Raw genomic sequence first — 25,270 nt, forward strand, 5'->3', positions numbered from 1 at the left:
GGGCGTGTGCACCACCGAGAGGCAGGGACCATGGCCGAATCGATCAGCCGCGCGGTCTCAGGTGCCGAGTTGGACCGGCACCTGCGGGCGATCGCGCAGTACGTGCGGCTTTCCGGGACGCCGGACGAGGCGAAGGCCTTCGATTACATTCAGGAACAATTGGAGCGCTTCGGCTACACCGTCACGCGCTACGAGAGCGATGCGCTCATCGGCTACCCCGCCGAGTCCAGGCTGGAGATCCTCGGTCCGGAGCCGGAGGTCATCCCGTCCAACGGGTACTCCCTGAGCCCGCAAACCGAGGGCGACGGGGTTGTCGGCGAACTGGTCTACGTCGGCGCGGGTCTGCCCGCAGACTACGCGGGTCGAGACGTTCGCGGCAAGATCGTGCTGAGCGACGGGCTGGCGATGCCGGGTAAGACCCTGGCCGCGCAGCAGGCCGGGGCGATCGGCCAGATCCACATCAACGATGAGCACATCCACGAGATGTGCATCTCGCCGGTCTGGGGTACGCCGACGCCGGAGACGGCCGATCTGTTGCCCCAGGTCCCCTCGGTCAGCTTGGACCGTGCCGGTGGCGAGCGGCTGAAGGCGGCCCTGGAGCAGGGCCCGGTCCAGGTGCGGCTGATGACGAAACCCTACCGGGCCTGGTGCAAGATCCCCACGCTGATCGCCGATCTGCCGGGCACAGTCGAGGATCGCTTCGTCCTCTTCAGCGGCCACGTCGACTCCTGGCACTACGGGGCGATGGACAACGGGACCGCCAACGCCACCCAGCTCGAGGTCGCGCGCCTGCTGGCGGAGCGGCGCGGGGAGCTGCGCCGTGGCGTGCGGTTAGCATTCTGGTCCGGCCACTCGCACGGACGCTATGCCGGCTCTTCCTGGTATGCCGACACCTTCTGGCACGACCTGCATGAGCGTTGCGTCTGCCACGTGAATATTGACTCGGTCGGCGCCAAGGGTGCTGAGGTCCTGGATGAGGCTCCCAGCATGGCCGAGACCTACGGCTTCGGCCGCGAAGTCCTGCGCGATACGGTGGGCGTTGACCTGGTCTACCGGCGGATCAGCCGCTCCAGCGATCAATCATTCTGGGGACACGGTATCCCGTCGCTCTTCGCCTCCCTGTCCGAGCAGGCGGCGGACCCGTCTGGAACCTCCCAGGCCCTTGCCCAGCTCCTGGGCAGCGGTCGGCGCGCGGCAGGGCTCGGCTGGTGGTGGCACACCACCGAGGACACGCTGGACAAGATCGACCCGGACAACCTGGTGCGGGACGCCCAGGTCTACGCCGAGACGCTCTGGCGCCTCTGCACCACTGAGCGACTGCCGTTCGACTTCGCCGCGGCGGCTGATGAGATTGCCGAGGCCGTGAGTGGCTACCACGAGGCTGCCAACGGGGCGATTGACCTGAGCCGAACCGCCGATGAGGCCCGCCGCCTCGCCGCCACGCTGCGCGCCACGCCGCTGGACCAGCGGGACCCGAACGAGGTGAACGACCTGCTCATGGACCTGAGCCGCCTCCTGATTCCGGTGAACTACACCCGCAGCGGCCCATTCGACCACGACCTGGCGCTGGGAACCGTCCCGGTGCCGGGGCTGGCTGAGGCAGCCGAACTGGCGCGCCTCGACCCGACCAGCGACGAGTTCCGCTTCCTGCACGCGAAGCTCGTCCGGGAGCGGAACCGAGTCGAGCACGCCCTCCGCGCGGCGCACCGTCGTGTGGTCGGCGCGTGGCCCGAGGCACGTTAGGGCGGGGAGGAACGTGAACGGGCCGGTGCGGTGCGCCGTGGGATCGGTGTGGTAAGCCAGTGAATCCCCGGTCACCACTGCGACATTCGCTTGCCACCGTCGCGCTGCTGACCGCGATGCTGGTGATCCACAACGCGCACCGCACCGGCGTCGTCACCGTCTTCGACGGCCTGCGCCTGCGGTTCGGGACCGACTACGCCGGTGTTGGGACGCTCTTTTCGGCTTACGTCCTGGGCTACGGAATCGCCCAGTCGGTCGTCGGACTCGTCGGGGACCGCTTCAGCGCCAAGCGGCTCCTTGTTGCTGGGCTCGCGGCGAGCGCGCTCTTCTCCGCGCTCTTCGCCGGGACCGCTTCCTACGGTGCCGCGCTCGCCGCACGCTTCCTCCTCGGGGCGACCGGCGCGTTGCTCTACACCCCGGCGATGAAGCTGGGGATCGTCCTCTTCAAACCGGAGGAGCGCGGCCGGGTTCTCGGCGTGCTCCAGGCGGGGGCGGGGATCGGCAGCAGCGGTGCCATGATCCTCGTCCCGGCGCTGTCCGGAGTCGTCGGGTTGACCGGCGCCTTCCTCTCGCTCTCCCTCCTAACGGCTGTCACCCTGGTGGCGGCGGTTTCCGTGCTGCCGGGCGAGCCAGTGATCGCCTCCTCCTCACAAGCGCGTGGCGAGTCCGCCGGGCTCGTCCGGCGGGGCGATTTCTGGCAACTCCTGGCGGCCAGCCTGATCGGGATGCTCGCCATGTACGGGATCCTGACCTGGCTGCCGACCTATCTGACTGCGGACTTCGGGTACACAGAGGTCTGGGCAGGGACTGTCGCATCCCTCGCCAATCTCACGCTCCTGGTGGCCGCACCCATAGTCGGCTGGGCTGCCGATCTCCCACCGGGTCGAATCACGGTCGTCACGTTGGGATCGCTACTGGCGGTCTTGGTCTTCGGCCTGCTGGTGCTGAGCCCATGGATGCCCGTAGTGGTCGCCGCGACACTGCTAAGCGGCGTTAGCCTGGCGGCGACCACGGCGCCGTTCATGCTGCTCGCGGGCGAGCGCTTCGGAGCTGGGCAGACGGCGCGGGTCGTCGGCCTGATGGCGACGGCCGGCCAGCTCGGAGCGACGCTGGCCGGCTCGGTCTTCGGCTTCGTGCTCGAGCGCGGCGGCGGCTTCCAGGCCGTCTGGCTTGCCTGCGGCGCGTTCGCGCTCGTGCGGCTCGTGCTGCTGCTCGACCTCGTCCGCCGCGATCGGCGGCGCCCGCACACGTCTGACGCAGTGGTGTGAGCCCGGGCCCTACGGTGTGGCGGCCTCGACGGTCTCGCGGGCCAGCTCCAGGGTCCAGACCAGGCGGTTCTGCCCGCGGGTCAGATGCGCGCGCAGCACCCCCCGCCGGTGCGGGTCGCTCGCCTGCGCCAGCGCCCCCGCCGGGGCCAGGTCCGGCAGCGGCGGCACGTTCAGCGCCGGGTCGTGCCAGAAGGGCGCCTGCCGACTGTAGTTGACCGGGATCAGCAGCCGCCCCAGCCGCACCTGCGCCGCATTGAAGCGCCGCGCCGCCGGCTCGGCCGGATCGTCGACGGCCGGGGCCGCCGCATAGAAGCGGGTTAGCGCCGCCTCCAGGGCGTCCACCGCCGCCTGGGCCGGGCCGAAGTCGAAGCCGCTGCCCGCGGCCTCCTGGTAGCGCGCCAGGGTGGCGCGGAACTCGGCCGTGGTGCGCGTCCAGTCGAAGGGCAGCAGGGGGGCAGTGAGCACCCGCAGCACCGAGGCGGCATACATGCGCATATCGCGCAGCAGGATGTCGCGGTCGGCGATCGCGAGGGTGTCGCCCTCGGTGTGCCACTCGATGTTGGCCCCGCAGCCGCCCACGGCGTAGTAGCCCTTGGCGAGGCGGTCCTCCTCGGCCATGGTGGAGCTGAGCATGTAGAAGCTGGAGAGGCCGATGCTGTTGAAGGAGTAGTCGCCGGCCCGCGGTGGGCGCTCGGGCTGGGGGGTGATGCCGGTGGTGGCACGGATGACGGCGTCGACGAAGGGCTCGGTCTCGCTCATGGCGGTCAGGTTGTTGTAGGTGGTGGCCCAGCGGCAGCCGGGGGAGTCGCAGTTGACCTGGGCCACGCAGTGGCGGGCCAGCTCCAGGGCGAAGGTGTCGGCATACCAGGTGGAGCCGGCATAGCGGCCATGGGAGTGGCCACTCCACCAGGCGATGCGCAGGGAACGCGCCAGGCGGTCGCGGTGGGCCCAGAAGACGCGGGCCAGTTCCAGCAGGGTGGCATCGCCGGTGGCGTTGTCGCCGATGCCGACGTGCCAGGAGTCGAGGTGGCCGTGGAGCAGGACGAACTCCTCGGGGACGCGGGCACCGGGGATCTCGGCGACGAGCACGGGGATGGGGCGCCAGCGGGTGTCGAGGCGGGTGGCCAGGGCCACCTGGGCACCGGCCTGGGCGGCGGCGATCAGCGCCTGGCCGTCGGGGTGGTTGACGGCCACGACGGGGATGGAGGGCTGGCGGCCCATCGAGTCGAGGTCGGGGGTGCCCCAGATGGTGGTGCAGATGCCCTCGTGGATGGCCTCGCCGGGGTTGATGAAGATCACTGCGATCGCACCGGCGGCGGTGACGGCTTCCAGCTTTTCCTCGACCGGGATACCCTCTGTGATAACGATCTTCCCCCTGGCGTCGATGCCGCCAAGGTCGATACCGGAGTCGAACACACCGCGCTCGTAGTCGCTGGCACGCGCCGGCGCGTAGACGAGTTCGCTCACGATCTCTTTGCCGTCGGTCGACACCGACATCGAGACCGTCTTCGCGCGGAACGAGCGGCCGTCTGGCCCGAGGGTGCGGACGCTGGCCTCGAGGGGGATGGAGATGAAGCACTCGGGCTCGTAGAGGGTGTAAGGGATGCCCGCTTCCTTCAGTTGCTCGATGATGAGCTCGATGGCGCGCCGCTCGTCCTCCGAGCCGGAGAGCCGGTGCAGCGTCGAGAAGTCCTCGATCAGCTTCCAGGGCACATCGAGCGAGATACTGTCAAGGACTTCGCGTTCGAACTCTGGATCACTCCACTGGACAATCGCCGAGAGATCGGCCACCTTTCGTTACCCTCCCTGTAATCCATCGGTTGCTCGGCTCCCCCGAGCCCGCTTTGGGCCTGGGTTCCGATACGCTCTCGCCCCTGATAGCAGTGGCGGGCAGGTATTCGTCTGTGTCGTCGTCAGCGGAGCGAGGGACGACACGAAAAGAGCGATCACCTAGACGGTGATGACCACCTTCCCGAAGCTCGCGCGGGACTCCGCGCGGCGGTGTGCGTCGGCGATCCGCTCCAGCGGGAAGACGCTGTCGATGATCGGGGTGATCTCTCCCGCGAAGAGCAGTCGCATGACCTGGGTGAAGTCGTCCCAGTTGCCCATCGGCGCGCCGATGATGCGCCGGTGACGCTGGTAGACCTCCCGAATGTCGAACTGCGGTTGGTTCCCGGCGGTGGCGCCGCAGCAGACGAGCCGACCGCCGCGGGCCAGGCTGCGGATGCTCTCGCGCCAGGTGGCGCCGAGCGGATCAACCACGATATCGACCCCTCTGCCGCCGGTCTGATCCAGGACCCATTCCGAGATCGGTCCGGCGCTCGGGTCGAAGGTCGCGGCCGCGCCATGCTCCTCGGCGAGGCGTCGCTTCTCAGGCAGGCTGGCCGTGGCATACACGGTCGCACCCGCTCGCCGCGCGATCCGCAGGGCCGCAGAGCCGACACCGCCGCCCACGCCGAGGATGAGGACCGACTCGCCCGCGCGCAGTTGACCGGCGGTGATGAGCATGCGCCACGCGGTCGTGTAGGCGATCGGCATTGCCGCCGCATCGGTGAAGGAGACATGATCCGGGAGCGGCAGCAGGTTGTGCGCCTGTACCACCGCATACTCCGCCATTGCCCCATCGGTGTGCTCGCCGAAGATGCGGTACTCCAGGCACTGGGTCTGTTCGCCGGCGCGGCAGTAATCGCAGGTGCCGCAGTAGATGCTCGGGTAGAGCACCACCCGCTGACCGACGTGGACGTTGGTGACCCCAGGTCCGAGCCTCGCGACCTCCCCGGCGCAGTCGCTGCCGCTGATGATGGGGAAGTCCGGCTCCGTCCAGGGGAAGATCGGGACCGGCGGCCCGCTTCGGGCCCACAGATCGAGCCGGTTGATTGAGGTCGCGCGGACCCGTATCAGGGCCTCTCCTGGGCCCGGCTCCGGGCGGGGTATTTCTTCGTAGGAGAGGACCTCCGGCCCACCGTGCCGGTGGATCACCGCTGCATGCATCGTCGGTGGCAGTTCACTCACGAATCTCATCCCTCCGTGCGTCGTGCCGGCGTGCCTCGACCGGCTGCCCATCGTACCGCCGCACGCTCCTGATCACCAGCCCGTATCACGACCGCGGCGTGGTAAGGGGCGGGCTTCAGTCTTGACGAAACTTTCCGCCGTGACGCTAAAAGGAGGCATTGATCTTGCTGTTCGCAATGCAGTACGAATTGCACCCCTTCGTCCCCCTCACTCGTCTCGCACCCCGCATCCCAGCACATTGCGCCGGTTGAGGGTGGTTGGCAGTCGGAGGGGAGGGCAACGCGTGCAACCAGGATGGGATCGGGTTGGGATTCGGTGGGGAGGACTATGACGTCGAGCATTCTTGCGCGTGGGCTCCGCTGGTGGTGGATCGTGCTGGTTGGTGCCCTTGCTGCCGCTGCGTTGGCCTACCTCGTCAGCGCGGCAATGACGCCGATCTATCAGGCACAGCTCACCCTACTAATTGAGGAGAGTCAGGGTACCGGGGCAGGCGACTACAACGACATCCTGGCTGCCGAGCGCCGTACCCGTACCTTCAGCCGCCTCGTGGCACAGCGCCCTGTGCTCGAGGAGACGATCCGCCGCCTGTCGCTCCGGATGACTCCTGAGGAGCTGATGGCGGTGATCGAGGTGACCCCGATCCGCGACACGCAACTCGTGACGCTGGCGGTGTCGGACCCGAGCCCCGCGCGGGCGGCGGCGATCGCCAACACGGTTGCCGAGGTCTTCATCGAACAGACGCAGCAGCGGCAGGCTGAGATAGCCGGGCCGGGCGCCGATCAGGTGCAGCAGAACATCGAGGCGATCCAGCGCCAGATCGACGAGGCCAATGCGCGTATCGCCGAGCTGCAGGCACAGCCAAACGCGGGTGATCCGGCGGTGCAGGAGGAGATCCGGAACCTGCAAGCGCAGCTCGCGCAGTTCACCGAGACCCACAGCGCCCTGATCGAGGCGCAGCAGCGCATCCTCGCCTCGGCTGCGGCGAGTGGCCCGCGGATTCGCGTGACCGCCGACGCGATCCCGCCCGATGCGCCGATTCGCCCGCGCACCACACTGAACACGGCGCTCGGTGGGGTACTCGGCACGCTCCTCGGTCTGGGCGTAGTGCTGGTCCTCGTCTACCTCGACGATACGGTCAAGGACGCCGAGGATGTGCGGCGCCTGACCGGCCGCCCGGCGCTCGGCTGGATTCCCCGGTTCCGCGGGCCGAGCGGCATCGCGCTGGTGACCGCGCCGCGCTCGCCTGTCTCTGAGGGGTACCGGAGCCTGCGCACGAACTTGCAGTTCGCGACCCTGGGGCAGGAGGTACGCTCGATCCTCGTGACCAGTGCCCGCCCTGGGGACGGCAAGACCACCACGGTGGTCAACCTCGGTGCCGTGCTCGCGCAGGGCGGCCAGCAAGTCATCGTTGTCGACGCGGACCTGCGCCGCCCGCGCCTCCACGCAGCGCTCGGGAACGTGCCCAACCGCTTCGGGCTGACGAACCTGCTCCTGGCCGACGACGAGGTCGATCTGGCAGCGCTGCTCCAGGAAACCGATGTGCCGGGGCTCCGGGTTCTGACGACGGGGCCGCTGCCGCCGAACCCGACCGACGTGCTCGACTCGCCGCGGATGCATGAGCTCATCGCCGGGTTGGAGCGGATGGCGGACATGGTGCTGGTGGACGCCCCACCGGTGCCGGTGAGCGATGCGCTGGTACTGGCCGGGCTGGTGGACCGCGTGCTTCTGGTCGCCTACAGCGGCCGTACCCGTTCGGCAGAGCTGGCGCGGGCGGTCGAGGAGCTGACGCGAGCGGGTACGCCGCTTTTGGGCGTCCTGCTCAACCGGGCTGAGGCCGGTGCCGGTGGGTACGACCTCTATTACGCGGAGTACTACAGCGCCGAGCCGGACACTGGCGACCAAGACGGCAGCGGCCCCGGCGCGTCGACGCGGCTGTCGCAGCGGCTAGGTACTCTGGTGTCGGGGCGTGCCGTCGACGCCACGCAGCGTGGCAACCAGTGATCGTGGCGTGGCCGCTGGTGGTTCGAGGGAACGCGACAGATGACGATGCGGCGATCCGATGTCCTGCGTGAGCAACGGGGCGACGACCTGAGGGATACCGCGCTCCGCGAGGGTGCCCGTCGACGGCGCCGACGGGCGCGGCGCCGAACCTGGGTGGCGCGTCCGGCGACGCTGGTAGCCGTGGTCTGCCTCCTCGTGCTGGTGCTCTGGATGGGAATGCGGGTCAATCAGGCTCGCGCCGCGTACGCGGGTGTCGCCGAGGAGGTGGCGACGCTGCAGGCGCTGGCCGACGACGACCTCGTTGCGCTCTCCTCGCGCGATCTCGCCCCAATCATCTTCAGCCTCGACGAACTGGGGCGAGATGTCTCACGGCTGCAGCGCGCGGTGACGCTGCCGCCCGGCGTCCACCAGATCGCGGAGCATCTCCCCTGGATCGGTGCGCGCTACCGTGCCGGCCACGACATGCTGAAGGTGGCGGCGCTGCTGTCCGAGGCGGGCGAGACGACGGCTCAGGTAGGCCGGGAGATGCTGGTGGCGATGGAGGCGACCGGGGTGAGCGCCGACGGTAGTCGACCGTCGGGGACCTGGCTCGATATTCTCGGCCGGCATCAGGCCGAACTGGAGCGAGTCGCGGCACAGGTGGACGAGGCGCAGCGCATCCGGGCTCAACTCGACGAGGAGGCGCTGCCCGCACCAGCGCGCAAGCGTCTCCCGGCGCTCGACCGTGCCCTCGCACGGGTGGGCGACTTCGGTGATCTGATGGGCCCTGACCTCCCGGCGCTTCAGGCGGCCCTGGGTGGCAATGGGCCGGTCCGCTACCTTGTGCTCTTCCAGAACCCGGCGGAGCTACGCCCGAGCGGGGGCTTCCCCGGCACAATGGGATTGGTCACCCTTGAGCGGGGGCAGCTTCGGGACTACCAGATCTTCAGTTCCCACGAACTGACCCAGGACTACATGCGGCAGCGGCAGGAACGCCGGCCCCAACCCTGGCCGATCGAGCAGTACTTCCCGCAGGACGGTTTCCTCCTCCATGACGCGACGTGGTGGGCGGACTTCCCGCGCGGCGCGGCCGTGACGATGGAGATGTATGCCGAAACCGACTGGCCCCCGATCGACGGTATTATCGCGCTCCAGCCTACTGTCGTGAGCGACCTGCTGCGGATCACCGGGCCGATCACGCTCTCGGTCGACGGCGAGGATCGCGAAATCACGGCCGACAACGTCTACGCGGAGATCGAGCGACAGCGCCGAATGCGGCGGGCAGGCAACCTCGACGCGACACACCACAAGGAGCTGATCGCCCTGATCGGCGAGGCGCTGATCGAGCGCATGAAGACGGGGGACAGGCAGATGCTGGCGCGGATGGCCGCGTCGCTGCTCCCGGCAGCCGAACACCGCGACCTGCAGTTCTACGCGTCGGACCCGGCGGTGCAGGCGATGGCGGACCGCCAGGGCTGGACCGGTCGCCTCATCCCCGAAGAGGGCGTGCCGACCCTGGCGGTGAACTTCGCGAACATGGCGATCAACAAGGCGAGCCTGGCGATGCAGCCTCGGCTGACGCTCACGCTGGAGGGTCCGGAGAATGGCCAGCGGCGGGCGACGCTCGATGTCGAACTCGAGCACCTCGGTTCCGACGACGAAGATCCGCTCTACGGCGGGTTCCAGCGCTGGTGGACTGAGGTGCTGCTGCCGGAGGGCAGCGCATGGATCGCAAGCGATCCATCTGCGCTGCCCGATCCGGAGGCGTTGAACGGCGGGAGCTACCAGATCGACCTCTTCCCCGGGCAGACCGGGCGCGTCCATGTGGAGTTCACTATGCCGGACGCGCCCTCACTGCTGCTCCGGCGCCAGCCGGGCGTCCGCACGGCCGAGGTGACGGTCGTCGATGCCCGGTGCCAGCAATCGCGCGAGGTCTCACTCACGAACGACGTCAAGGTCGATCTCGCGTCGCTCTGCCGGTAGGCCGGCTTACTGGTAGTTCCAGGTCGATACCTTCAACGTGCCGCTCGGCAGGTCGATTGTCTGGGCGCTCTTGTTCTCGAAAAGCACCGTGATGGTGTCCTTGCTGCTGACCACCGCGCTCAGGTAGACCCCGTCGCGGATCGCCGAGAAGCCGGCCAGCGCCATGTCACCCTTCATCGCTCCGGGAACAGCGACGGTCGTCGTGACTGTCGCTCCCGGCGCCAGCGCCGGCGGGTCGTACTCCACGGTGCCGACGTAGTTCCCCCAGAGCCGGCCGCCGTTCTCTCCGACGACCAGCCCGCCACGCACCGACATCATCGCTGGCTGGTTTTGTGTACCGATCCAGACGACGCGCTTGGTCGGTCCGCTCAGGTTCTCGACGGGTGGATTGTTCAGGTACCCGTTCATGATCGGGTTCACCAGCGTGAGGTTCACGTTGGTGTTGTCGGCGGGCAGGCGGATGGCGTAGGGGGCGACCTGATTGCCGACCATGTGCAGGCCATCGGCCACGATGTAGCTCGTCATGCCCGGGGCGATCTCCAGGGCCGGGCCGGTCGCGCCAGTCTTGGCCTCGGAGTAGACGCTGCTCAGGTAGAGGTTGCTGACCCCGTTGACGAGCAAGGCAGCGCCGCTGGCACCGTTGGTCGTCGGCTCGACCTGGCTCGCGACGATCGACACCTTGGTTACCTGCGTCTGCCCATCGCCGATCACGACCTGGTGCTCGATGTTCCCATAGATCTGCGAGCCGATGATCTTGCTTTCCTGCACACGCCGCACGAGTCGCAGGCCGATTCGGTTGTTCTTCACCGTGAGGTCGGACATGAGCATCGAGTACGCATGATCCTCGTTCCCGATACCGATGCCCGGATCGCCGAGGCAGTTCTGAATCAGCAGGTGCTCGAACCGCGCCCGGATGCCGCCGTACTGGCGGATCCAGATCCCGTAGCCGGCCGTCCCGGCCCCGTCGATGCCGATGTTGGCAATGGTGAAGCCCTCCATACCGCTTGGCAGCACCGTTCCGTCACCAAGGGTGAGCACCGCCTTGGTACCGGGGACGGCTCGCAACGTGGTCAGGGTGGGCGAGGCACCCACGATCGTGATCGGCCGCGTGATGGTGATACCGGAGGTCACGTACGTTCCAGGTGGCAGCATCAGCACCTGGTTTGCCTGCGTGGCAGCGTCGATCGCGCTCTGCAGCGCGACTGTGTCGTCGGTGATGCCGTCGCCCGCGGCGGCGAACTGCGCCTTCACGTCGATAATCCCGTTGCCCACGCTGGCCGATTGGGCCAGGCGAGCCGTGGCATGCGAGTCGGACGCCGGTCCCAACAGCGTCACTATCAGTCCCAGGATGCACGCAATCACCACGACGGTCCGGCGGGTGCCGAATCCCATGATGCGGCAACGAGCGCCAAGCGTGAGCGCGCGCCGCCCCGCTGCGCGAGTGTCGTCGTCCATGGCTTGTCCCTGCCTGTCCCACAACCCGGGTGTCGGGTTGCATGGCCACGACCACGGGCGTGGTCGTGGCTACTGCTCCACTGTTCGCAAGGGCGGGTACCCCGTTACCGAGCGGCTGTCCCGAGCCGCCTTGTTCGCCGGGGGAGAGCCCGCCACCACGCTCATTGTGGTCGTGACCGGGTGTCACCGGACAGATTCGAGCGTCCCGCCTTCGATGAGAGAATAATGTCCCGACGTGGTACTGCGGTCTAGCGATTGGCTAGTACCTGCGTACTCATGTCTAGGGTCGCAGTACCAGAGGCGCGTGCTTGTCACGGTGTCTGTGGGTGGAGAGCAACGGCGCGGCGAAGACCATCGCCGCGCCGTTGAGGCGGAGGACTAGGCGACGCCGTCCTGGCGAAGCACGGCGATCGCGGTTTGCCAGAGGATCCGCAGGTCGAGCCAGAGCGAGCGGTTCTTGACGTACTCCAGGTCGAGCGCCAGCGTCTCGGTGAAGGTGAGCTCATCCCGTCCACTGACCTTGGCCGGCGAGGTCACGCCTGGCTTGATGCTCAGGATCGTCTCGGCGGCATCGCCGTAGTAGGGGATCATCTCCGGGATCTCCGGTCGTGGGCCAACCAGGCTCATGTCACCCTTCAGCACGTTCCAGAGGTTTGGGAGCTCATCGATGCTGGTGCGTCGCAGGAAGCGCCCGACGCGCGTCACCCGGGGGTCGTCCTTGGGGTGGAAGACGAGCGTGGGCAACTCTTCTGGCGAGTACTTGTAGGCATACAGCTCGGGAAAGCGCTCGCGCGCATTCACGTACATCCCTCGGAACTTGTAGAGAGTAAAGGGGACGCCGTGCTGGCCGACGCGGACCTGCCGGAAGATGGCCGGGCCAGGCGATTCCAGGCGGACCGCGATGGCCGCAGCGGCCATGATCGGGCTCGTGAGGACGAGCCCGACGGTCGCTCCGACGATGTCGATGCCCCGCTTCAGGATTTCGTAGACCGGATGGCCGCCAGCCCACCACCGGACGCCTTCGCTCGTCTTCGGCGGTGCGGCTGCCATCCGGGCCTGTTCCCCCGGTTCGATGCTCCGGGTGTCACCGCGCATAGTGCGTCACCACCTTCCGTACGGCGGCGATCACGTCCTGGACATCCTGATCGGTCAGCTTGGCCGAAAGCGGCAGCGACACGGTCCGGCTGCCGATCTCCTCGGCGTTCGGGAAGTCGCCGGGCCGGTAGCCGTAGCGCTTCCGGTAATAGGCGTGCAGGTGGACTGGCGTGAAGTGGATGCCGCTTCCGATGTTCTCGGCGCGGAGCGCTTCGATGAATTGGGAGCGGTCGATGGTGAGCCGCTCGGGCCGGAGCAGGATCGTGTAGAGGTGCCCGGCATGCCGCTCCTCGGGTCGGGGCGGGGCGGGCGTCTCGACCGCCGGCAGATCGGCGAAGCCGACATCGTAAGCCTTCCAGTGGCGTCGCCGGATGGTGAGGTTGGCTTCGATGCGCCGGAGTTGATGGAGCCCGAGCGAGGACTGGAGGTCGGTCAGGTTGTACTTGTAACCCGGCTCGACCGCCTCATAGGGGGTGAAGCCGCTGGCCGAGTAGCGCTTCCAGGCGTCCTTGCTGATGCCGTGGAGGCGCAGGATGCGGAGCCGCTCGGCTGCCGCGTCGTCGTTCGTCGTGATCATCCCGCCCTCGGCGGTCGTCAGATTCTTGGTGGCGTAGAAGCTGAAGACGGTGAACTGGCTGATGCTGCCGATCTTCTTGCCGCGCCAGGCCGCCTCAACCGCGTGAGCCGCGTCCTCGATGACGGTCAGGCCGTGGCGATCGGCGATGTCGCTTATCGCGTCCATGTCGCAGGGGCGCCCGGCCATGTGCACCGGCATGATCGCCCGTGTCCGTGGCGTGATGGCGGCTTCGATCCGGGCCGGGTCGATGTTCTGCGTCTCCCGATCGACGTCGACGAAGACCGGGCGCGCACCCACGTGCTCGACCACGTTGGCGGTCGCGGCGAAGGTCAGGGGCGTGGTGATGACCTCATCGCCCGGGCCGACACCGCTGGCGATCAGCGCCAGGTGGAGCCCCGCCGTGCAGGACCCGACCGAGATGCCGTGCTTGGCGCGGACGTACTGGGCGAACTCCTCCTCGAAGCGGAGGCTCTTAGGGCCGAACCCGATCCAGCCCGAGCGCAGGGTATCCACAACCTCCTGGATCTCTTCCTCGCCGATCAGCGGCGCGCCGAACACCAGGAACTGGCTTCGAACCGGCTGACCGCCCTCCACGGCGGGTAGGGATTCTCGTGTTACGGTCATGGTCGACCTCCGTCCTCTCACGTGCCGCTGTGGTGCGGCGGTGCCAGGGGGCCCGGATCTCCGGGCGCGCGAGCGTCAATGAACTCGCCTCGATACGCCTGCTGTGGGTTCCGTCCTCTCTAGCGGCTCGGTGAGCCTGCCTGCGTCGGCCCGCGCCCACCCGCTCGGCGCGGCGCGACCCGCGTGGGGCTCCGGAGCCGCCTCGACCGCCTGGCGCAGGACGGTCTCGAAGGCCCGCGATTGCCGCTGGCGCGATACGTGAGCGGCGACATATCGCTGGCCGTTTTCCCCGAGCTGCCGCGCCAGCGCGGGACGGGCGCGCAGCGCTCGGATGGCCTCCGCCAGTGCGGCCGGATCTTCGGGCGGGACACAGAGTCCGGCGCAGGCGTGCTCGACGACATCGGCCGTCTCGCCCTCGGCGGCGACGATCGCCGGGCGCCCCGCCGCCATGACGTCGAAGACCTTCGACGACAGCGCGAAGTCGCGCAGCCAGTCGGATCGCCGGAGCGTGACCAGGCAGGCGTCGGCCCGCCGGTACAGCGCGGGGAGCAGCCTGCGGGGCACGGGGTCGAGGAACGTGATGTTGGCCAGCCCCCGCTCCCGAGCCTTGGCCACGAGGCGCGGTTTCTCCCCACCGTCGCCGACCAGGAGGAGATGCACGTCCGGCTCGTCGGCCAGGAGCTCGGCGGTGTCAAGGACGGTGTCGAGCGCGTGCGGCAGGCCGTGCGTGCCCGCGTACATCACCACGAACGCGTCCGGGGCGATGCTCTCCAGGCCGGGGATGGTCTCACCCTCCGGTATCGGTGCCTGGAAGAGCTCCACATCCGCGCCGTAGTAGATGAGGTGTAGCCGCTCGGGTGGAATTCCCCGCTCCCGCAGGGTGGCTTCGATGCCGCGGGTGAACGGGACCACCTGCGCCGCGTGGTTCAGTGCGAAGGACGCCAGCGCCCGGGTCACGCGGATGGCGATCGGGTTGCGCATGACGCCGTAGGCCACGGCCTGCTCTGGGATCAAGTCGCCTGCGTTCAGCACGTAGGGCACGCCCCACCAGCGGCCGAGGATGGCGGCGGTGACGCACAGGAAGAGCGGGTGCATGTCGACCACGATGACGTCGGGCCGCCAGGGCAGCCGTGTCGCGGCGGGCAGTGCGCTCAGTGCGAACGACAGGTGGCTCAGGGAGCGGCGCAGGAACCCCCGGTTCGGCGCGGCGTAGAGCCAGGACCGTACCACCGGGATGCCTTCCATCTCCTCCCGCATGAGGACGCGACCACGGTACCCGGCCGGGATCTCCCCGCTTGGGTAGTTCGGGAAGGTCGTCAGGACCGCGACCGCATGGCCCATCTGCTGCAGATCCCTGGCGGTCTCCAGGATCCGGGTCTGCGGCGGGCCGATCTCCGGCGGGAAGAAGTGAGTCAGGAACAGGACTCGCACACTCGTCCCCCTCGCAGTGTTCCGTCACGCCTCGCCCAGGACGATCGACCGGACGCTGGCGCCGATGCGCTCCAGATCGTCCTCCGTCAACGCCGGGTGGACCGGCAGCGACAGGACCGACTCCGCGAGCCGCTCGCTCACCGGCAGGCTGGTCGCCCCGTGCTCCGGGGCGAAGACCGGCTGCCGGTGCAGTGGGCGCGGGTAGTGGACGGCCGACTGAATCCCGCGCGCCGCGAGCGCCGCTTGCAGGTCGTCGCGGGTGATCCCGGCCGCTGCAGCGTCGATCTGGATCGTGTACTGGTGGTAGGAATGCTCGACGCCCGGCAGGCTGGTAGGCGTCGTGATGCCCGGCAGGCCGGCGAGCAGCGCATCGAGCCGCCGGGCGTTGGCGCGCCGCTGCTCCAGCCAGCCCGGCAGTTGGTCGAGCTGCACTAAGCCGATCGCCGCCTGCACGTCGGTCAGGCGGTAGTTCAGGCCCAGCAGCGTGTGCTCGTACTTCCGCTCCTGGCCGTGGCTCCGGAGCAGGCGGAGGCGTTCCGCGAGGGCGTCGTCGTTGGTCGTGATCATGCCGCCCTCGCCGGTCGTCATGTTCTTAGTCGGGTAGAACGAGTAGCAGACCATGTCGGCGAAGCTGCCGACGTCTCGCCCGTTGACACTGGTCCCGTGGGCCTGTGCCGCGTCCCAGACGATACGTAGGCCATGCTCGCGCGCCAGCCGCTGGATGCCGTCCACATCGCAGGCGCCGCCGTAGAGGTGGACCGGCGCGATGGCGCGGGTCCGCGGCGTCAGGCGGCGCGCCGCATCTTCGAGATCGAGCGTGGCGGTGGCAGGATCGACATCGCAGAAGATCGGGCGCCCGCCGGCGAACACCACCGTGCTGGCGGTGGCGATGAAGGTGAAGGCCGGGACCAGCACCTCATCTCCCGGCTCCAGGAGCGCCAGCCAGGCGAGATGCAGCGCCGCCGTGCCGGAGCTGACCGCCACGGCGTGGCGTGCTCCCACCATCGCCGCGAAGCGCTCTTCCAACTCGCGGGTGACCTTTCCCTGCCGCACGTTGCCCGAGCGCAGCACGGCCACAGCGGCATCGATCTCTCCCGAGTCGAACCGTACCTGGGCGATCGGGATGACCTTCTCCTCCTGCGGGCTCTGCTTAGTTACCACCGACCGGGCTCCCTTCACGGATGCGTTCAATCACCGCCATGAGCTGCAGCGACTCGGACACGCCGTTCATGGGCGTGCGGTCGCTCCGCAGCGCCTCCAGGAAGTGGCCGAGTTCGCGCTCGAACAGGTTCACGGGCGGGAACTGCTGCGTGTTGTTGCCGAGGTTGAAGACCCCGCGCGGCTCTTTGCAGTAGACGATGGTGGGCAGGTAGTGCAGGATGCTGGTGAAGAGCGAGCCGTTGTCGCCCTGGATCTCGACGTAGTTCATGTAAGACGGCGTCACCAGGTCGCTCTCGCAGACCACCTCCACGTCCCCGACCCGGAGCCGGGCAAGCACGTAGTCCTCGGCGTTGACCCGCACTCGCTCCGAGCCGATCTGCCGCTCCGGGAGGAGCGTGGAGCGCCGGAGCAGGTCGACCTCATCGGGGCACCCGAGGAGCCACTGGATCAGGTCGAGGTTGTGGACCATCATCTCCAGGGTCGCGCCGCCGCCTGACTCGGTCGTGTGCTTCCAGGCGCGGTGGCTGCCTCGCCCGCCCAGGCGGAAGATCGCGAAGTAGGGCCGGCCGATGATCCCGTCTTCGAGCACCTGCTTGGCGAACTGGAACGCGGGGTGGAAGCGGTACAGATAGCCGACCATGACGAGGCGGCCCGACTCGCGCTGCGCGGCTGCGATCGCTTCGGCCTCCTCGTACGTCCGGCACAGCGGCTTCTCACAGAAGACGTGCTTGCCGCGCTCCAGCGCGGCCAGGACCACGCTCGCGTGGGCGGCGGTCGGCACGCAGACGTCGATTGCGTCGAGCTCCGGGTCGTCGAGCAGATCGTCTGGTGAGCCGCGCCATGCGACGCGCTGTGCCTCGGCCAGCCGCTGGGCGGCTGCCGGGTCCTGGTCGGCCACCACGACGGTCGCGCCGAGTTTCCGGTAGGCATCGACATGCCGCTCGGCGATACGCCCACAGCCGATGACCCCGACCCTTGCGGTAGCCTGGCCGTTCTGTGCCGCCGTGGTGGCGTGCGTCTCAAGCGTCATGCACTTCCCTTCCCCTCCATCGATACGAACCCGCGTTAGTGGGCCGGTGCAGCCGGTGGTCTCCCGTCGAGCTCGCGCACATACATCCAGCCGGTTCCTTCCGGCCCGCGCGTCGCGCGGACCGGCCGCCAGCCGAGCCGCTCGTAGAGCCGGCGTGCCGCCGTGTTCTCATCGCGTACCCCGAGCTTGATGACCCGGACACCCCGGCGGGCCATCTCCCCGGTGAAGGCGCGCACCAATAGCTCGCCGATCCCCTGGCGCTGATGCGCCGGATCCACGCCGATCGTCATCAGACTGGCCGGGGGCAGCACGCCCGTGCTGTTGCGGGTGATCGGCGCGGTACGGCACGCGCCGCGGGTGAGTCCGGCAACCCGCTGCAGCCGCGATAGGAGCGCCAGGGCGAGTTGTGGTTCGCGAAGGACGCGGGCCGCGAGTGCCGGCGCCGCCCATACCAGCCGGCGCCGGAGGAAAACGCGCCAGTGGCGCGTGACGTCCTCGCTGCCGCACACGAAGCCGACGACCGCGCCGGTCGGGCGGTGGAGGCAGACGAATCCGCAACCCTGTGGGTAGTCGAGGAACGCTCGGAAGTAGTGCCGGAGCACCCGCTCGCCGAGGCTCGCGAGGAAGGAGTCCTGGAAGCTCGCGATGTGGACGCGCGCGACATCGCCCACGACGCTGGGAGCGAGCGGCGCAATCATGTACAGCCCAGAGTCGACCCCGGACGTCTCGGCGCGTTCATCCGCCGGGCGTGAACGTGGCTGGCTCAGTCGGGACGCCGCTGCCATCTCCGTCACCCCTCTAGCAACCATGACCGCGCCCGGTTCTCGTGGCGGAGTCGCTCCGGCAGGGGCATCACCCGGCCCGGCACCCCGATCACCAGGCTCCACGGCGGGACGTCCTTGGTCACGACGGCGCCCGCCGCGACCATCGACCCGTAGCCGACCCGCACGCCCGGCAGCACCACCGCGCGGGCACCGATGGTGACGCTGTCCTCGATGATCGGCCCCGTCGGTTCGTACTCATGACGCAAGCGCAGCGGGTAGCGGTCGTTCGTGAAGACCGCGCCCGGCCCGACGAAGACGTAGTTGCCGATCGACGTGTGGGTCGGGATGTAGACCTGACTCTCGAGCTTGACATAGCTGCCAATCTCGACGTGACCATCGATGGTGGTCCCGGTGCCGACGGTCACATGGTCGCCGATGGTCGTGTGCTCGCGGATCAGGACGTGGTGGCCGCAGCGGAAGTGCGAACCGATGATGACGTCCCCGTAGATGACCGCGAAGCTGCGCACGATGCCGTCGTCGCCGATGATCGTGGGCGCGCAGCCCGGCCGGTAGGGGACGCTCACCTCGGCGTTCGGGTCGATGATCGTCCCGTCTCCGATCCGCATCTCCAGCACCTGTGCCACGGTGTGTCTCCCTTCATGTGGGTGCGGCCGCACCCGGTAATCGCTGGCTAGTCACCTGGCAGCGCGCCCGACTCCGCGCGCTCCACTCCGGCCGGGCCGGATCGCGGCGCGTCCGGCGCCAACTGCGCGAAGACGCCGACGTACCCGGGCTCTAGAACCTCCCAGTGGTGGCGCTCCAGGAAGGCGCGCCGGCCGTTCGCGGAAAACCGGGCGGCGAGAGACCGGTCGCGGGCCAGCCGCGTGATCGCGGCGGCGATATCGGCCGGGTCGCGCGGGTCGACGACCAGGCCGTACTCCCCGTCGCGGACGAAGCGGCTCATGTTCGGCAGGTTGGAGCAGATGACCGGGAGGCCCCAGGCCATGTACTCGAACAGCTTGACCGGGTGCGTGACGTACTCGGTGTACGGCGTGGGGTGGTAGAGGAGCGAACCGCAGTCGGCCTCCGCCAGGTAGCGGCGTACCTCCTCGGGGCCGACACGCCCCACCAGCCGCACGCTATCCTGGACGCCGAGTGCGGCGATGGCTTCCCGGCACTCCCGCACGAACGGCTCGTCGTCCACCAGCCCGAGGAAGGTGGCCTGCACGGGGATCCCGGCGTCCCGCAGCAGCGCGACCGCCTGGATCGTCTCGACCACCGCCACTCGCCGCCGGGTGAAGCCCGTGTAGAGCAGGTGGAACGGCCGGTCGGCGGGCCGCTCCTCGCGGGGGGGCAGCTCGGCCGGTGCGAACGTGAGCCGTGGGTAGTTGGTCAGCAGGCTCGCCGGGCGGCCAAACCGCTCGAAGCGCTCCAGGCATCCACGGTCCACTGCGAAGGCGTGGTCGACGAACAGGCGGATGAGCAGCGCTTCGAGCAGCCAGAAGACGGCGTAGATCAGGCGCGTCGCGACCGGCCCGCGCCGGCTGTTGACCGCGATGGCGAGCGGGTAGTGCTCGCGCGCGTCGTACACCAGCCGCGCACGAGTTAGCAGCTTGACGATGGCGCCGACCAGCAGGCTCTGCAGCTCCATGGCCTGGTAGACATCGGCGCGCTCCCGGAGCGCCAGTCGGAGCAGCCGCGGAAGCGCCTGCAGCTTCTCCCGACGCGTCCCCCAGCCCATCCGCATCAGGGACACGACGCGGATCCCCAGCGGGTTGGTGGTCGGGTCCGCCGGGTCCTCGCTCGCCAGGCACGGTGCGATGATGGTGACGGCGTGCCCGGCCCGTTGGAGGCTGGCTGCCTCCTTCCCGTAGAGTGGCTGGCTGAACGCCGAGCGTCCGACCGTCAGGACACAGACCCGCACTCAGTCCCCCATTTCCAGAGCCCCGCCGGGCGGTGCCTCGACGACCGGGCGAGGCGTCGCCGGGCGAGCGGCAGGCGTCTGGAGCCGGCGCCACTCCAGATAGCCCAGCCAGGCCGCGGCCCAGACGTTCAACTCGGGTCGTCCGAAGTTCATGTTGACCATGCTGTGGTTCCCCCAGGCGAGCCACAGCCCGAGCACTGCCAGACCCAGTGGATCGCGCCGCCGGACCGCAGCCCAGCCCTGCCGGACCAGGTAGCCGGCCAGGAGGCCGACCGTCCCCAGGCCCAGTAGACCCAGCTTCCAGAACATGAAGGCGATGAAGTTGTGGACGTAGGGCTTGACCGCGAAGTAGTAGCTCGCCGAGGTGAAGAGGAGCGCCTCCTCGAAGTCGCCTCGGGCACCCCAGCCAGCGCCGAGCGGCCCGCCGTAGGCGAAGGCGGTCGCCACCTCCGCCCAGCGGTACCGCAGGGAGGTGTCGAGGACCGCGAACCGCTCCACGGATGCGGCGAGGTAGGCCATGGGTGCGTCCCCGAGCAGCCCGCTCCCGACCAGCCCGGCGAGTGCCGCCACCACCGCCGCACCGACCAGGACCATCCTGCGGCGCGTGCGAGGCAGCCAGCGCCAGGCGACGACCACGCTGTAGGCCGCGACCACGGCTACGATGACGTACCACGCCCGGGCAACCGACAGCAGCATCCGGAAGAGCAACACTGGGAGCGAGGCCATGAGCAGCAGCCCCATCCATCGGGGCAGCGGTACCAGCAAGAGGAGCGTCATCGCCGCGAGCAAGGCGTAGAAGTAGTCGATGCTCGAAAAGTCGGCGGACATCAGTCGGATCAGCGTCTCGCGGCTACGGAACCACGCGGCGATGTCGAGCAGCGCGGAGGCGGTGCCGAGTAGCACCATGCCCACCAACAGCCGGAGCCAAGCGTGTTCGGTCCGGAAGGCAAACGCGAAGGCCGGGAACAGCGCCAGCGGGACTAGGCGGACAGCCCAGGAGAGGCTCACGTAGACGTCGTGACCCGCGAAGGCGGAGAGCAGCAGCCCCCAGGCAACCAGCACGCCCGTTAGCAGCCAGACCCCGAGCGCCACCGCGGCGAGTCGCTCGATCGGATCCTGTCCATCGCCCCGGCGCGAGCCGCCCTCCAGGAGGAGCGCGATGCCGGACACCGCGAACGAAATGACCAGGAGGGCGTACAGGAGCACGTCGGCGCGCGACTGCAGGCTCCGTACTGCCAGCCCCGAGAGCAACAGGGCGACCAGGCACAGCAGCACGCATCGCTGCGCCGGCGTTCCGTCGATGCGGTACGCCATGGCCCGCGCCACGCCGCTCATGGCCCCACTACCTTCAAGCGCCGCAGCCGCGGCCATACCAGAAGTGCGTAGAGCACCCCGACCAGTGAGATCGCGATGGCTTCCCCGACGAAGCTGGTGCCTGCAAAAAACCGTCCAGTGGCGAGGAGGCCCAGGCACCCGATCACCCCCCAGATCATCGCCAGGGGTGACGGAACCGTGCGGGACACCGCCGCGAGCACCCCGCAGTAGGTGGCGACGCCCGCCAGCGTCGCGATGGCTGCGCCCTCGATGCCCGCGGCCGGAACCAGGAGATAGACCCCAACGACCATGACCGCGGCGCCGAGCCCCGCTGCCCAAACGAAGACGCCGGTCCGCGCCTCGAACTCACGGCGCTTCCCGCAGAGCTGGCTCAGACCGAAGAGAAACGCCGTGCCCAGCCCGAAGAGCACCAGGTGCCCCGACGCGACGTACTCACTGCGGATGTTCAGCAGCGCCAGGGCGCCCGGGATGACCAGCCCAATCGCGGTAACCAGCGGCAGGAAAACCGCGACATAGGTCCCGCCGAGCGCACGCGCCCAGGCATTGGCCCCTGCCGGGTCGGTCCCATGGAGCTGGAACAGGCGCGGATTGAGGACGGCGAAGACGAGGTTGTACATCCCCCGGCCGAACTGCAGGCCGATGCTCATCCAGAACGTGTAGATGCCCAGATCGCGGAGGGACACCAGGCCGGCCAGGAGGTAGCGGTCGCCCGATTGGAGCAGCGTGACGATCAGCCCCGACAGCGCGAGCGGGAGACCATAGCCCACGCTACGCCGGAGCAGCACGCGCGTGCTCTCCTGCGATCCCGCTGCGAGCACCGTGGTCCTGGCGAGCCGGCCCAAGCGCCGGTACTGCCAGGCGAGCACCGGCAAGTAGCTGACGGCCATCACCATCAGCGCGGTCCCGGCTGGATCGCTCGCCCGTGGGAGCAGCGCAAGCAGGAGGAGCACTTCGATCACCGCGAGGAGCATGGCGCTCGTGGTGTACCGGCGTTGATCGAACACCCCTCGTAGCGTGCTCTGGAAGAGGGTATAGAGCGCGTTGCCGCAGAGGACGCCGATTGTCCAAGCGAGGTACGGCCAGCGGAACCGCTCGCCCCAGAGCGTGCCGAGCGCCAACGCCAGCGCGGCCGCCACCAGCCCGGTGAGGGCCACGGTGCCCCAGATCAACCCCAGGTATCGCGGAAGGCGGGCGCCGTTCTCCGGCAAGAACCGGATCACTGCGTTCTGCAGCCAGCCGGTCGCCAGCGCGGCCGCGTAGGTCTGCGACAACCAGAAGAGCGTGAAGACGCCCATGGCTGCAGCCGGCACGTAGCGTCCCAGGATCAGGCTGACGCCGAAGCCGCGCAGCAGCTCGCTCGCGATCCCCGGAGCCAAACGCACCGCGTCCGCCACGAGCACTCGCTGGAACGGGCGTTGCACGCGTGCCGCGGCGCTCGTCTCGGTCTCCATCGACCCGCGTACCTTTCCCCGCGCCCGCCGCGCGGAACCGCCCCACCGGGCCCGAGGTCCCGGCGCGTGGCCGGGACCAGGGCCCGCCAGAGTGCGATGCCGCGGGCGCGACCGGCGCGACTACGCGATGGCTTCTTCCCGAGCCCGTGCCGGTCGCCAGGTGATGCGGGGAACGATCCGGTCCATCACGACCCGGTCGCGGTACCGCTGGATCACCCGCAGCATCGACTCAACAAGCTCCTCCGAGAGGTAGTGCGGCTTCAGGCCGAGGTCGATGAGCTTGGTGTGCTTCGCGTTGTAGTAGTGTTCCTCCTGTTCGACGCGCGGGTCGGGGATCGGACGGATCTCCGTTCGGAGGCCCAGCTCAGTTCCGGCCTTCGCCACCACCTCGGCCAACTGCATCACCGTGAACTGCTCGGTGAACTGGTTGAAGACCCGATACTCGCCCTCCGCCGGGGGGTTGTTGGCGGTCAATTCCACGCACTGCAGCGTGTCCTTGATATTGAGGAAGCCGCGCGTCTGGCCGCCCTTGCCGTAGACGGTGAGCGGGTGGCCGATCACAGCCTGGACGCAGAAGCGGTTCAGGGCCGTGCGGAAGCACTCGTCATAATCGAAGCGCGTGATCAGCCGTTCGTCCTGAACGGTCTCCTCGGTCTCAATGCCGTACACGACGCCCTGGTTGAGGTCGGTGCAGCGCAGCCCCCAGGCGCGGCAGGCGAACTGGATGTTGTGGCTGTCGTGAACCTTGGAGAGGTGATAGAAGGAGCCGGGCTGCTTCGGGAACGGCAGGATGTCGGAGCGCCCGTTGTGGTGGATCTCGATGAAGCCTTCCTCAATATCGATGTTGGGCGTGCCGTACTCGCCCATGGTTCCCAGCTTGATCAGGTGACAGTCGGGCGCGTGATCGCGCAGTGCGAAGAGCAGGTTGAGCGTGCCCACAACGTTGTTGGTCTGGGTGAAGACAGCGTGGGCGCGGTCCATCATCGAGTAGGGGGCACTAGGTTGCTCGGCATAGTGAATCACCGCATCAGGAGCGAAGTCCCGGATGACCGGCTCAAGGAAGCTGTAGTCCGTGATATCCCCGATGAAGACCTGAAGCTCGCGCCCGCTCACCTCATGCCAGGCGCGGACGCGCTCCTGGAGCGGACGGATCGGCGTGAGGCTGTCCGTCCCCAGCTCCACGTGGTAGTGGCGGCGGAGGAAGTTGTCGACAATGCCGACCTCGTGGCCGCGCGCCGAGAAACGCAGGGCCGTCGGCCAGCCCAGATATCCATCGCCGCCAAGCACGAGAATTCGCACAGTCCTTCCCCTTCCTAGATTCCCCGCCGTGGTCTTTCCGAGCCCAGAGCCGATGCTCCGGACTTCGGTGTCCCCCGGCGCCCCGCTGGCTCTCAGGCGCTCCCACGGCGTTACGACCCGATCTGTCGCCGTTCCGGCGGTCCATAGGTGGCGCGCCCTCGCGTCGGGGCCGCAGCCCGTAGCCGCGACTCTCACCAGTGGCTGGCTTGCCACCATCACCAGCCCGGTGGAGTCAGGCCTTGTGTGGAAGCGGGCATGCGCGTCTCCTACGGCCGTCCTTGGGGCAATCCCAAGAACCAGCGGTATAGCTTGCAAGTCGCGTTCTAGACGGTCTGAATAAAGAGTTTGGGCGAGGGAATCTATCTAGGAAATATTGGTTACCTCCGGACTAGCCAATAGGTGCTACCGCGCATTAGGAAAACCGGGTGGGTGGCGGAGTCCTGTCGCGGATGTCAACCCGCCCGGAACATGTGAGGACTAGGGAGATCGACCGCTCGCTGAGTGCCGGGGTATCTGGTGGCCGGCTTGGTAGTTAAGTATGAGAAATTGACCTGTCCTAACTTGATCGCGCCGGGTTCTCTTCTCAGATGCTTGAAGGTGGATCTGGAGGTGAATCCGAGAACCGCTACCGAGCCACGTCACAATTGAGTGGGCAGGGAGGAACGGGCTACGCCGTGGGTTCGGGTGCTGCCTGCCGCCCATTAAGTGCACTCGTGGGTGGCGATGGAGCTGATGCGGCACAGCCAGTTCAGTCTCACCATGGAGGTCTACACCCACGTGGCCCCGGACCTCGCACGCGAGGCGATGGACGAGGTCGAGCGCGCACTTCGCGCCTAGCAACGCCCGTCCGATCATAGGACAACCTCATAGGGGTCAGGATAGGGGTCAGGCGAGCGAAAACCGCCCCGAGTCGTACATCGGGGCGGTGCCGTTTTCCGCGTCCTGATCCGGAAGTCGGGAGGTGAGCCCGCTGGGATTCGAACCCAGGACCCACGGATTAAAAGTCCGCTGCTCTACCGCTGAGCTACGGGCCCCCGCGAGGACTCTCCTTAGTAATTCTACCGCATTCGGTCGACTCGAGGCCGCCGCTGGGTTGGACCGGCAGGGCGTGGCGGGCCGTCGGGGTGGATGCCGTATG

The 25,270-nt window shown here is 68.4% G+C and carries 18 protein-coding genes and 1 tRNA gene; 4 read left to right on the forward strand and 15 right to left on the reverse strand.

The genetic code is table 11. The annotated features are described in order from the left end of the window. The first annotated feature begins 30 nt into the window (after positions 1-30). Both STHE_RS13770 and STHE_RS13775 read left to right on the forward strand, forming a co-directional pair. Positions 31-1,743, forward strand: a complete 1,713-nt coding sequence (locus tag STHE_RS13770; RefSeq protein ID WP_012873200.1) for a M28 family peptidase — start codon at positions 31-33, stop codon at positions 1,741-1,743. A gap of 59 nt (positions 1,744-1,802) precedes the next feature. After that, the gene (locus STHE_RS13775) at positions 1,803-3,011 is read left to right on the forward strand and encodes an MFS transporter (protein ID WP_012873201.1); all 1,209 of its coding nucleotides are present in this window, start codon (positions 1,803-1,805) and stop codon (positions 3,009-3,011) included. A gap of 9 nt (positions 3,012-3,020) precedes the next feature. Here STHE_RS13775 and STHE_RS13780 read toward each other — a convergent pair whose 3' ends face one another. After that, positions 3,021-4,802 (reverse strand): M28 family peptidase, encoded by a 1,782-nt coding sequence (locus tag STHE_RS13780; RefSeq protein ID WP_012873202.1) that lies wholly within the window; start codon positions 4,800-4,802, stop codon positions 3,021-3,023. A gap of 159 nt (positions 4,803-4,961) precedes the next feature. After that, positions 4,962-6,023, reverse strand: a complete 1,062-nt coding sequence (locus STHE_RS13785) for a zinc-binding dehydrogenase (protein WP_012873203.1) — start codon at positions 6,021-6,023, stop codon at positions 4,962-4,964. A 327-nt stretch (positions 6,024-6,350) separates the two neighbouring features. Here STHE_RS13785 and STHE_RS13790 point away from each other — a divergent pair, with 327 nt between their 5' ends. Together STHE_RS13790 and STHE_RS13795 are read left to right on the forward strand one after the other, a co-directional pair. Next, the gene (locus tag STHE_RS13790; RefSeq protein WP_012873204.1) at positions 6,351-8,024 is read left to right on the forward strand and encodes a tyrosine-protein kinase domain-containing protein; all 1,674 of its coding nucleotides are present in this window, start codon (positions 6,351-6,353) and stop codon (positions 8,022-8,024) included. 39 nt (positions 8,025-8,063) lie between these two features. After that, positions 8,064-9,986, forward strand: coding sequence for a DUF4012 domain-containing protein (locus STHE_RS13795; protein ID WP_012873205.1), 1,923 nt, complete (start codon positions 8,064-8,066; stop codon positions 9,984-9,986). A gap of 6 nt (positions 9,987-9,992) precedes the next feature. Here the strand turns inward: STHE_RS13795 and STHE_RS13800 are convergent, their stop codons facing one another. From STHE_RS13800 to STHE_RS13860, 13 genes are all read right to left on the reverse strand, one after another. Further along, on the reverse strand, positions 9,993-11,441 hold the full coding sequence (locus tag STHE_RS13800; protein WP_012873206.1) for a glycosyl hydrolase family 28-related protein: 1,449 nt from the start codon (positions 11,439-11,441) through the stop codon (positions 9,993-9,995). 378 nt (positions 11,442-11,819) lie between these two features. Continuing rightward, a complete protein-coding gene (locus tag STHE_RS13805; protein WP_052295426.1) occupies positions 11,820-12,491 on the reverse strand; it encodes a sugar transferase in 672 nt (223 codons plus the stop codon). Positions 12,492-12,525: 34 nt separating this feature from the next. Next, entirely contained in the window at positions 12,526-13,737 is a 1,212-nt protein-coding gene (locus tag STHE_RS13810) for a DegT/DnrJ/EryC1/StrS family aminotransferase (protein ID WP_012873208.1), read from the reverse strand. A 75-nt stretch (positions 13,738-13,812) separates the two neighbouring features. Further along, positions 13,813-15,168, reverse strand: coding sequence for a glycosyltransferase family 4 protein (locus tag STHE_RS13815; protein ID WP_012873209.1), 1,356 nt, complete (start codon positions 15,166-15,168; stop codon positions 13,813-13,815). 24 nt (positions 15,169-15,192) lie between these two features. Beyond that, positions 15,193-16,329, reverse strand: coding sequence for a DegT/DnrJ/EryC1/StrS family aminotransferase (locus STHE_RS13820; RefSeq protein ID WP_012873210.1), 1,137 nt, complete (start codon positions 16,327-16,329; stop codon positions 15,193-15,195). Then, on the reverse strand, positions 16,319-17,359 hold the full coding sequence (locus STHE_RS13825; RefSeq protein WP_012873211.1) for a Gfo/Idh/MocA family protein: 1,041 nt from the start codon (positions 17,357-17,359) through the stop codon (positions 16,319-16,321). Before STHE_RS13825 ends, STHE_RS13820 begins: the two co-directional genes overlap by 11 nt. A gap of 35 nt (positions 17,360-17,394) precedes the next feature. After that, positions 17,395-18,144 (reverse strand): GNAT family N-acetyltransferase, encoded by a 750-nt coding sequence (locus STHE_RS18175; RefSeq protein ID WP_012873212.1) that lies wholly within the window; start codon positions 18,142-18,144, stop codon positions 17,395-17,397. A 5-nt stretch (positions 18,145-18,149) separates the two neighbouring features. Beyond that, a complete protein-coding gene (locus STHE_RS13835) occupies positions 18,150-18,767 on the reverse strand; it encodes an acyltransferase (RefSeq protein WP_012873213.1) in 618 nt (205 codons plus the stop codon). Between the two features lie 47 nt (positions 18,768-18,814). Next, a complete protein-coding gene (locus STHE_RS13840; RefSeq protein ID WP_012873214.1) occupies positions 18,815-20,047 on the reverse strand; it encodes a glycosyltransferase in 1,233 nt (410 codons plus the stop codon). Further along, positions 20,048-21,382: a hypothetical protein gene (locus tag STHE_RS13845; protein ID WP_012873215.1), complete on the reverse strand. Its 1,335-nt coding sequence runs from the start codon at positions 21,380-21,382 to the stop codon at positions 20,048-20,050. It abuts the gene before it with no gap. Next, positions 21,379-22,833, reverse strand: coding sequence for a lipopolysaccharide biosynthesis protein (locus STHE_RS13850; protein WP_012873216.1), 1,455 nt, complete (start codon positions 22,831-22,833; stop codon positions 21,379-21,381). The genes STHE_RS13845 and STHE_RS13850 overlap by 4 nt, the downstream gene beginning before the upstream one ends. A gap of 120 nt (positions 22,834-22,953) precedes the next feature. After that, complete coding sequence (locus STHE_RS13855; RefSeq protein WP_012873217.1) at positions 22,954-24,132, reverse strand: NAD-dependent epimerase/dehydratase family protein; 1,179 nt, start codon at positions 24,130-24,132, stop codon at positions 22,954-22,956. Between the two features lie 962 nt (positions 24,133-25,094). Further along, positions 25,095-25,166, reverse strand: a tRNA-Lys gene (locus STHE_RS13860). Between the last annotated feature and the right edge of the window lie 104 nt (positions 25,167-25,270).

Origin of the sequence: Sphaerobacter thermophilus DSM 20745 (assembly GCF_000024985.1) — a bacterium.
Taxonomy (GTDB): domain Bacteria; phylum Chloroflexota; class Chloroflexia; order Thermomicrobiales; family Thermomicrobiaceae; genus Sphaerobacter; species Sphaerobacter thermophilus.

Bases quoted from the DNA above. Each gene is read 5' to 3' on its own strand.
- STHE_RS13805 (WP_052295426.1), bottom strand. From the start codon at position 12,491: ATGGCAGCCGCACCGCCGAAGACGAGCGAAGGCGTCCGGTGGTGGGCT.
- STHE_RS13795 (WP_012873205.1), top strand. From the start codon at position 8,064: ATGACGATGCGGCGATCCGATGTCCTGCGTGAGCAACGGGGCGACGAC.
- STHE_RS18175 (WP_012873212.1), bottom strand. From the start codon at position 18,144: ATGGCAGCGGCGTCCCGACTGAGCCAGCCACGTTCACGCCCGGCGGAT.
- STHE_RS13810 (WP_012873208.1), bottom strand. From the start codon at position 13,737: ATGACCGTAACACGAGAATCCCTACCCGCCGTGGAGGGCGGTCAGCCG.
- STHE_RS13850 (WP_012873216.1), bottom strand. From the start codon at position 22,833: ATGGAGACCGAGACGAGCGCCGCGGCACGCGTGCAACGCCCGTTCCAG.
- STHE_RS13800 (WP_012873206.1), bottom strand. From the start codon at position 11,441: ATGGACGACGACACTCGCGCAGCGGGGCGGCGCGCGCTCACGCTTGGC.
- STHE_RS13845 (WP_012873215.1), bottom strand. From the start codon at position 21,382: ATGAGCGGCGTGGCGCGGGCCATGGCGTACCGCATCGACGGAACGCCG.
- STHE_RS13825 (WP_012873211.1), bottom strand. From the start codon at position 17,359: ATGACGCTTGAGACGCACGCCACCACGGCGGCACAGAACGGCCAGGCT.
- STHE_RS13790 (WP_012873204.1), top strand. From the start codon at position 6,351: ATGACGTCGAGCATTCTTGCGCGTGGGCTCCGCTGGTGGTGGATCGTG.
- STHE_RS13770 (WP_012873200.1), top strand. From the start codon at position 31: ATGGCCGAATCGATCAGCCGCGCGGTCTCAGGTGCCGAGTTGGACCGG.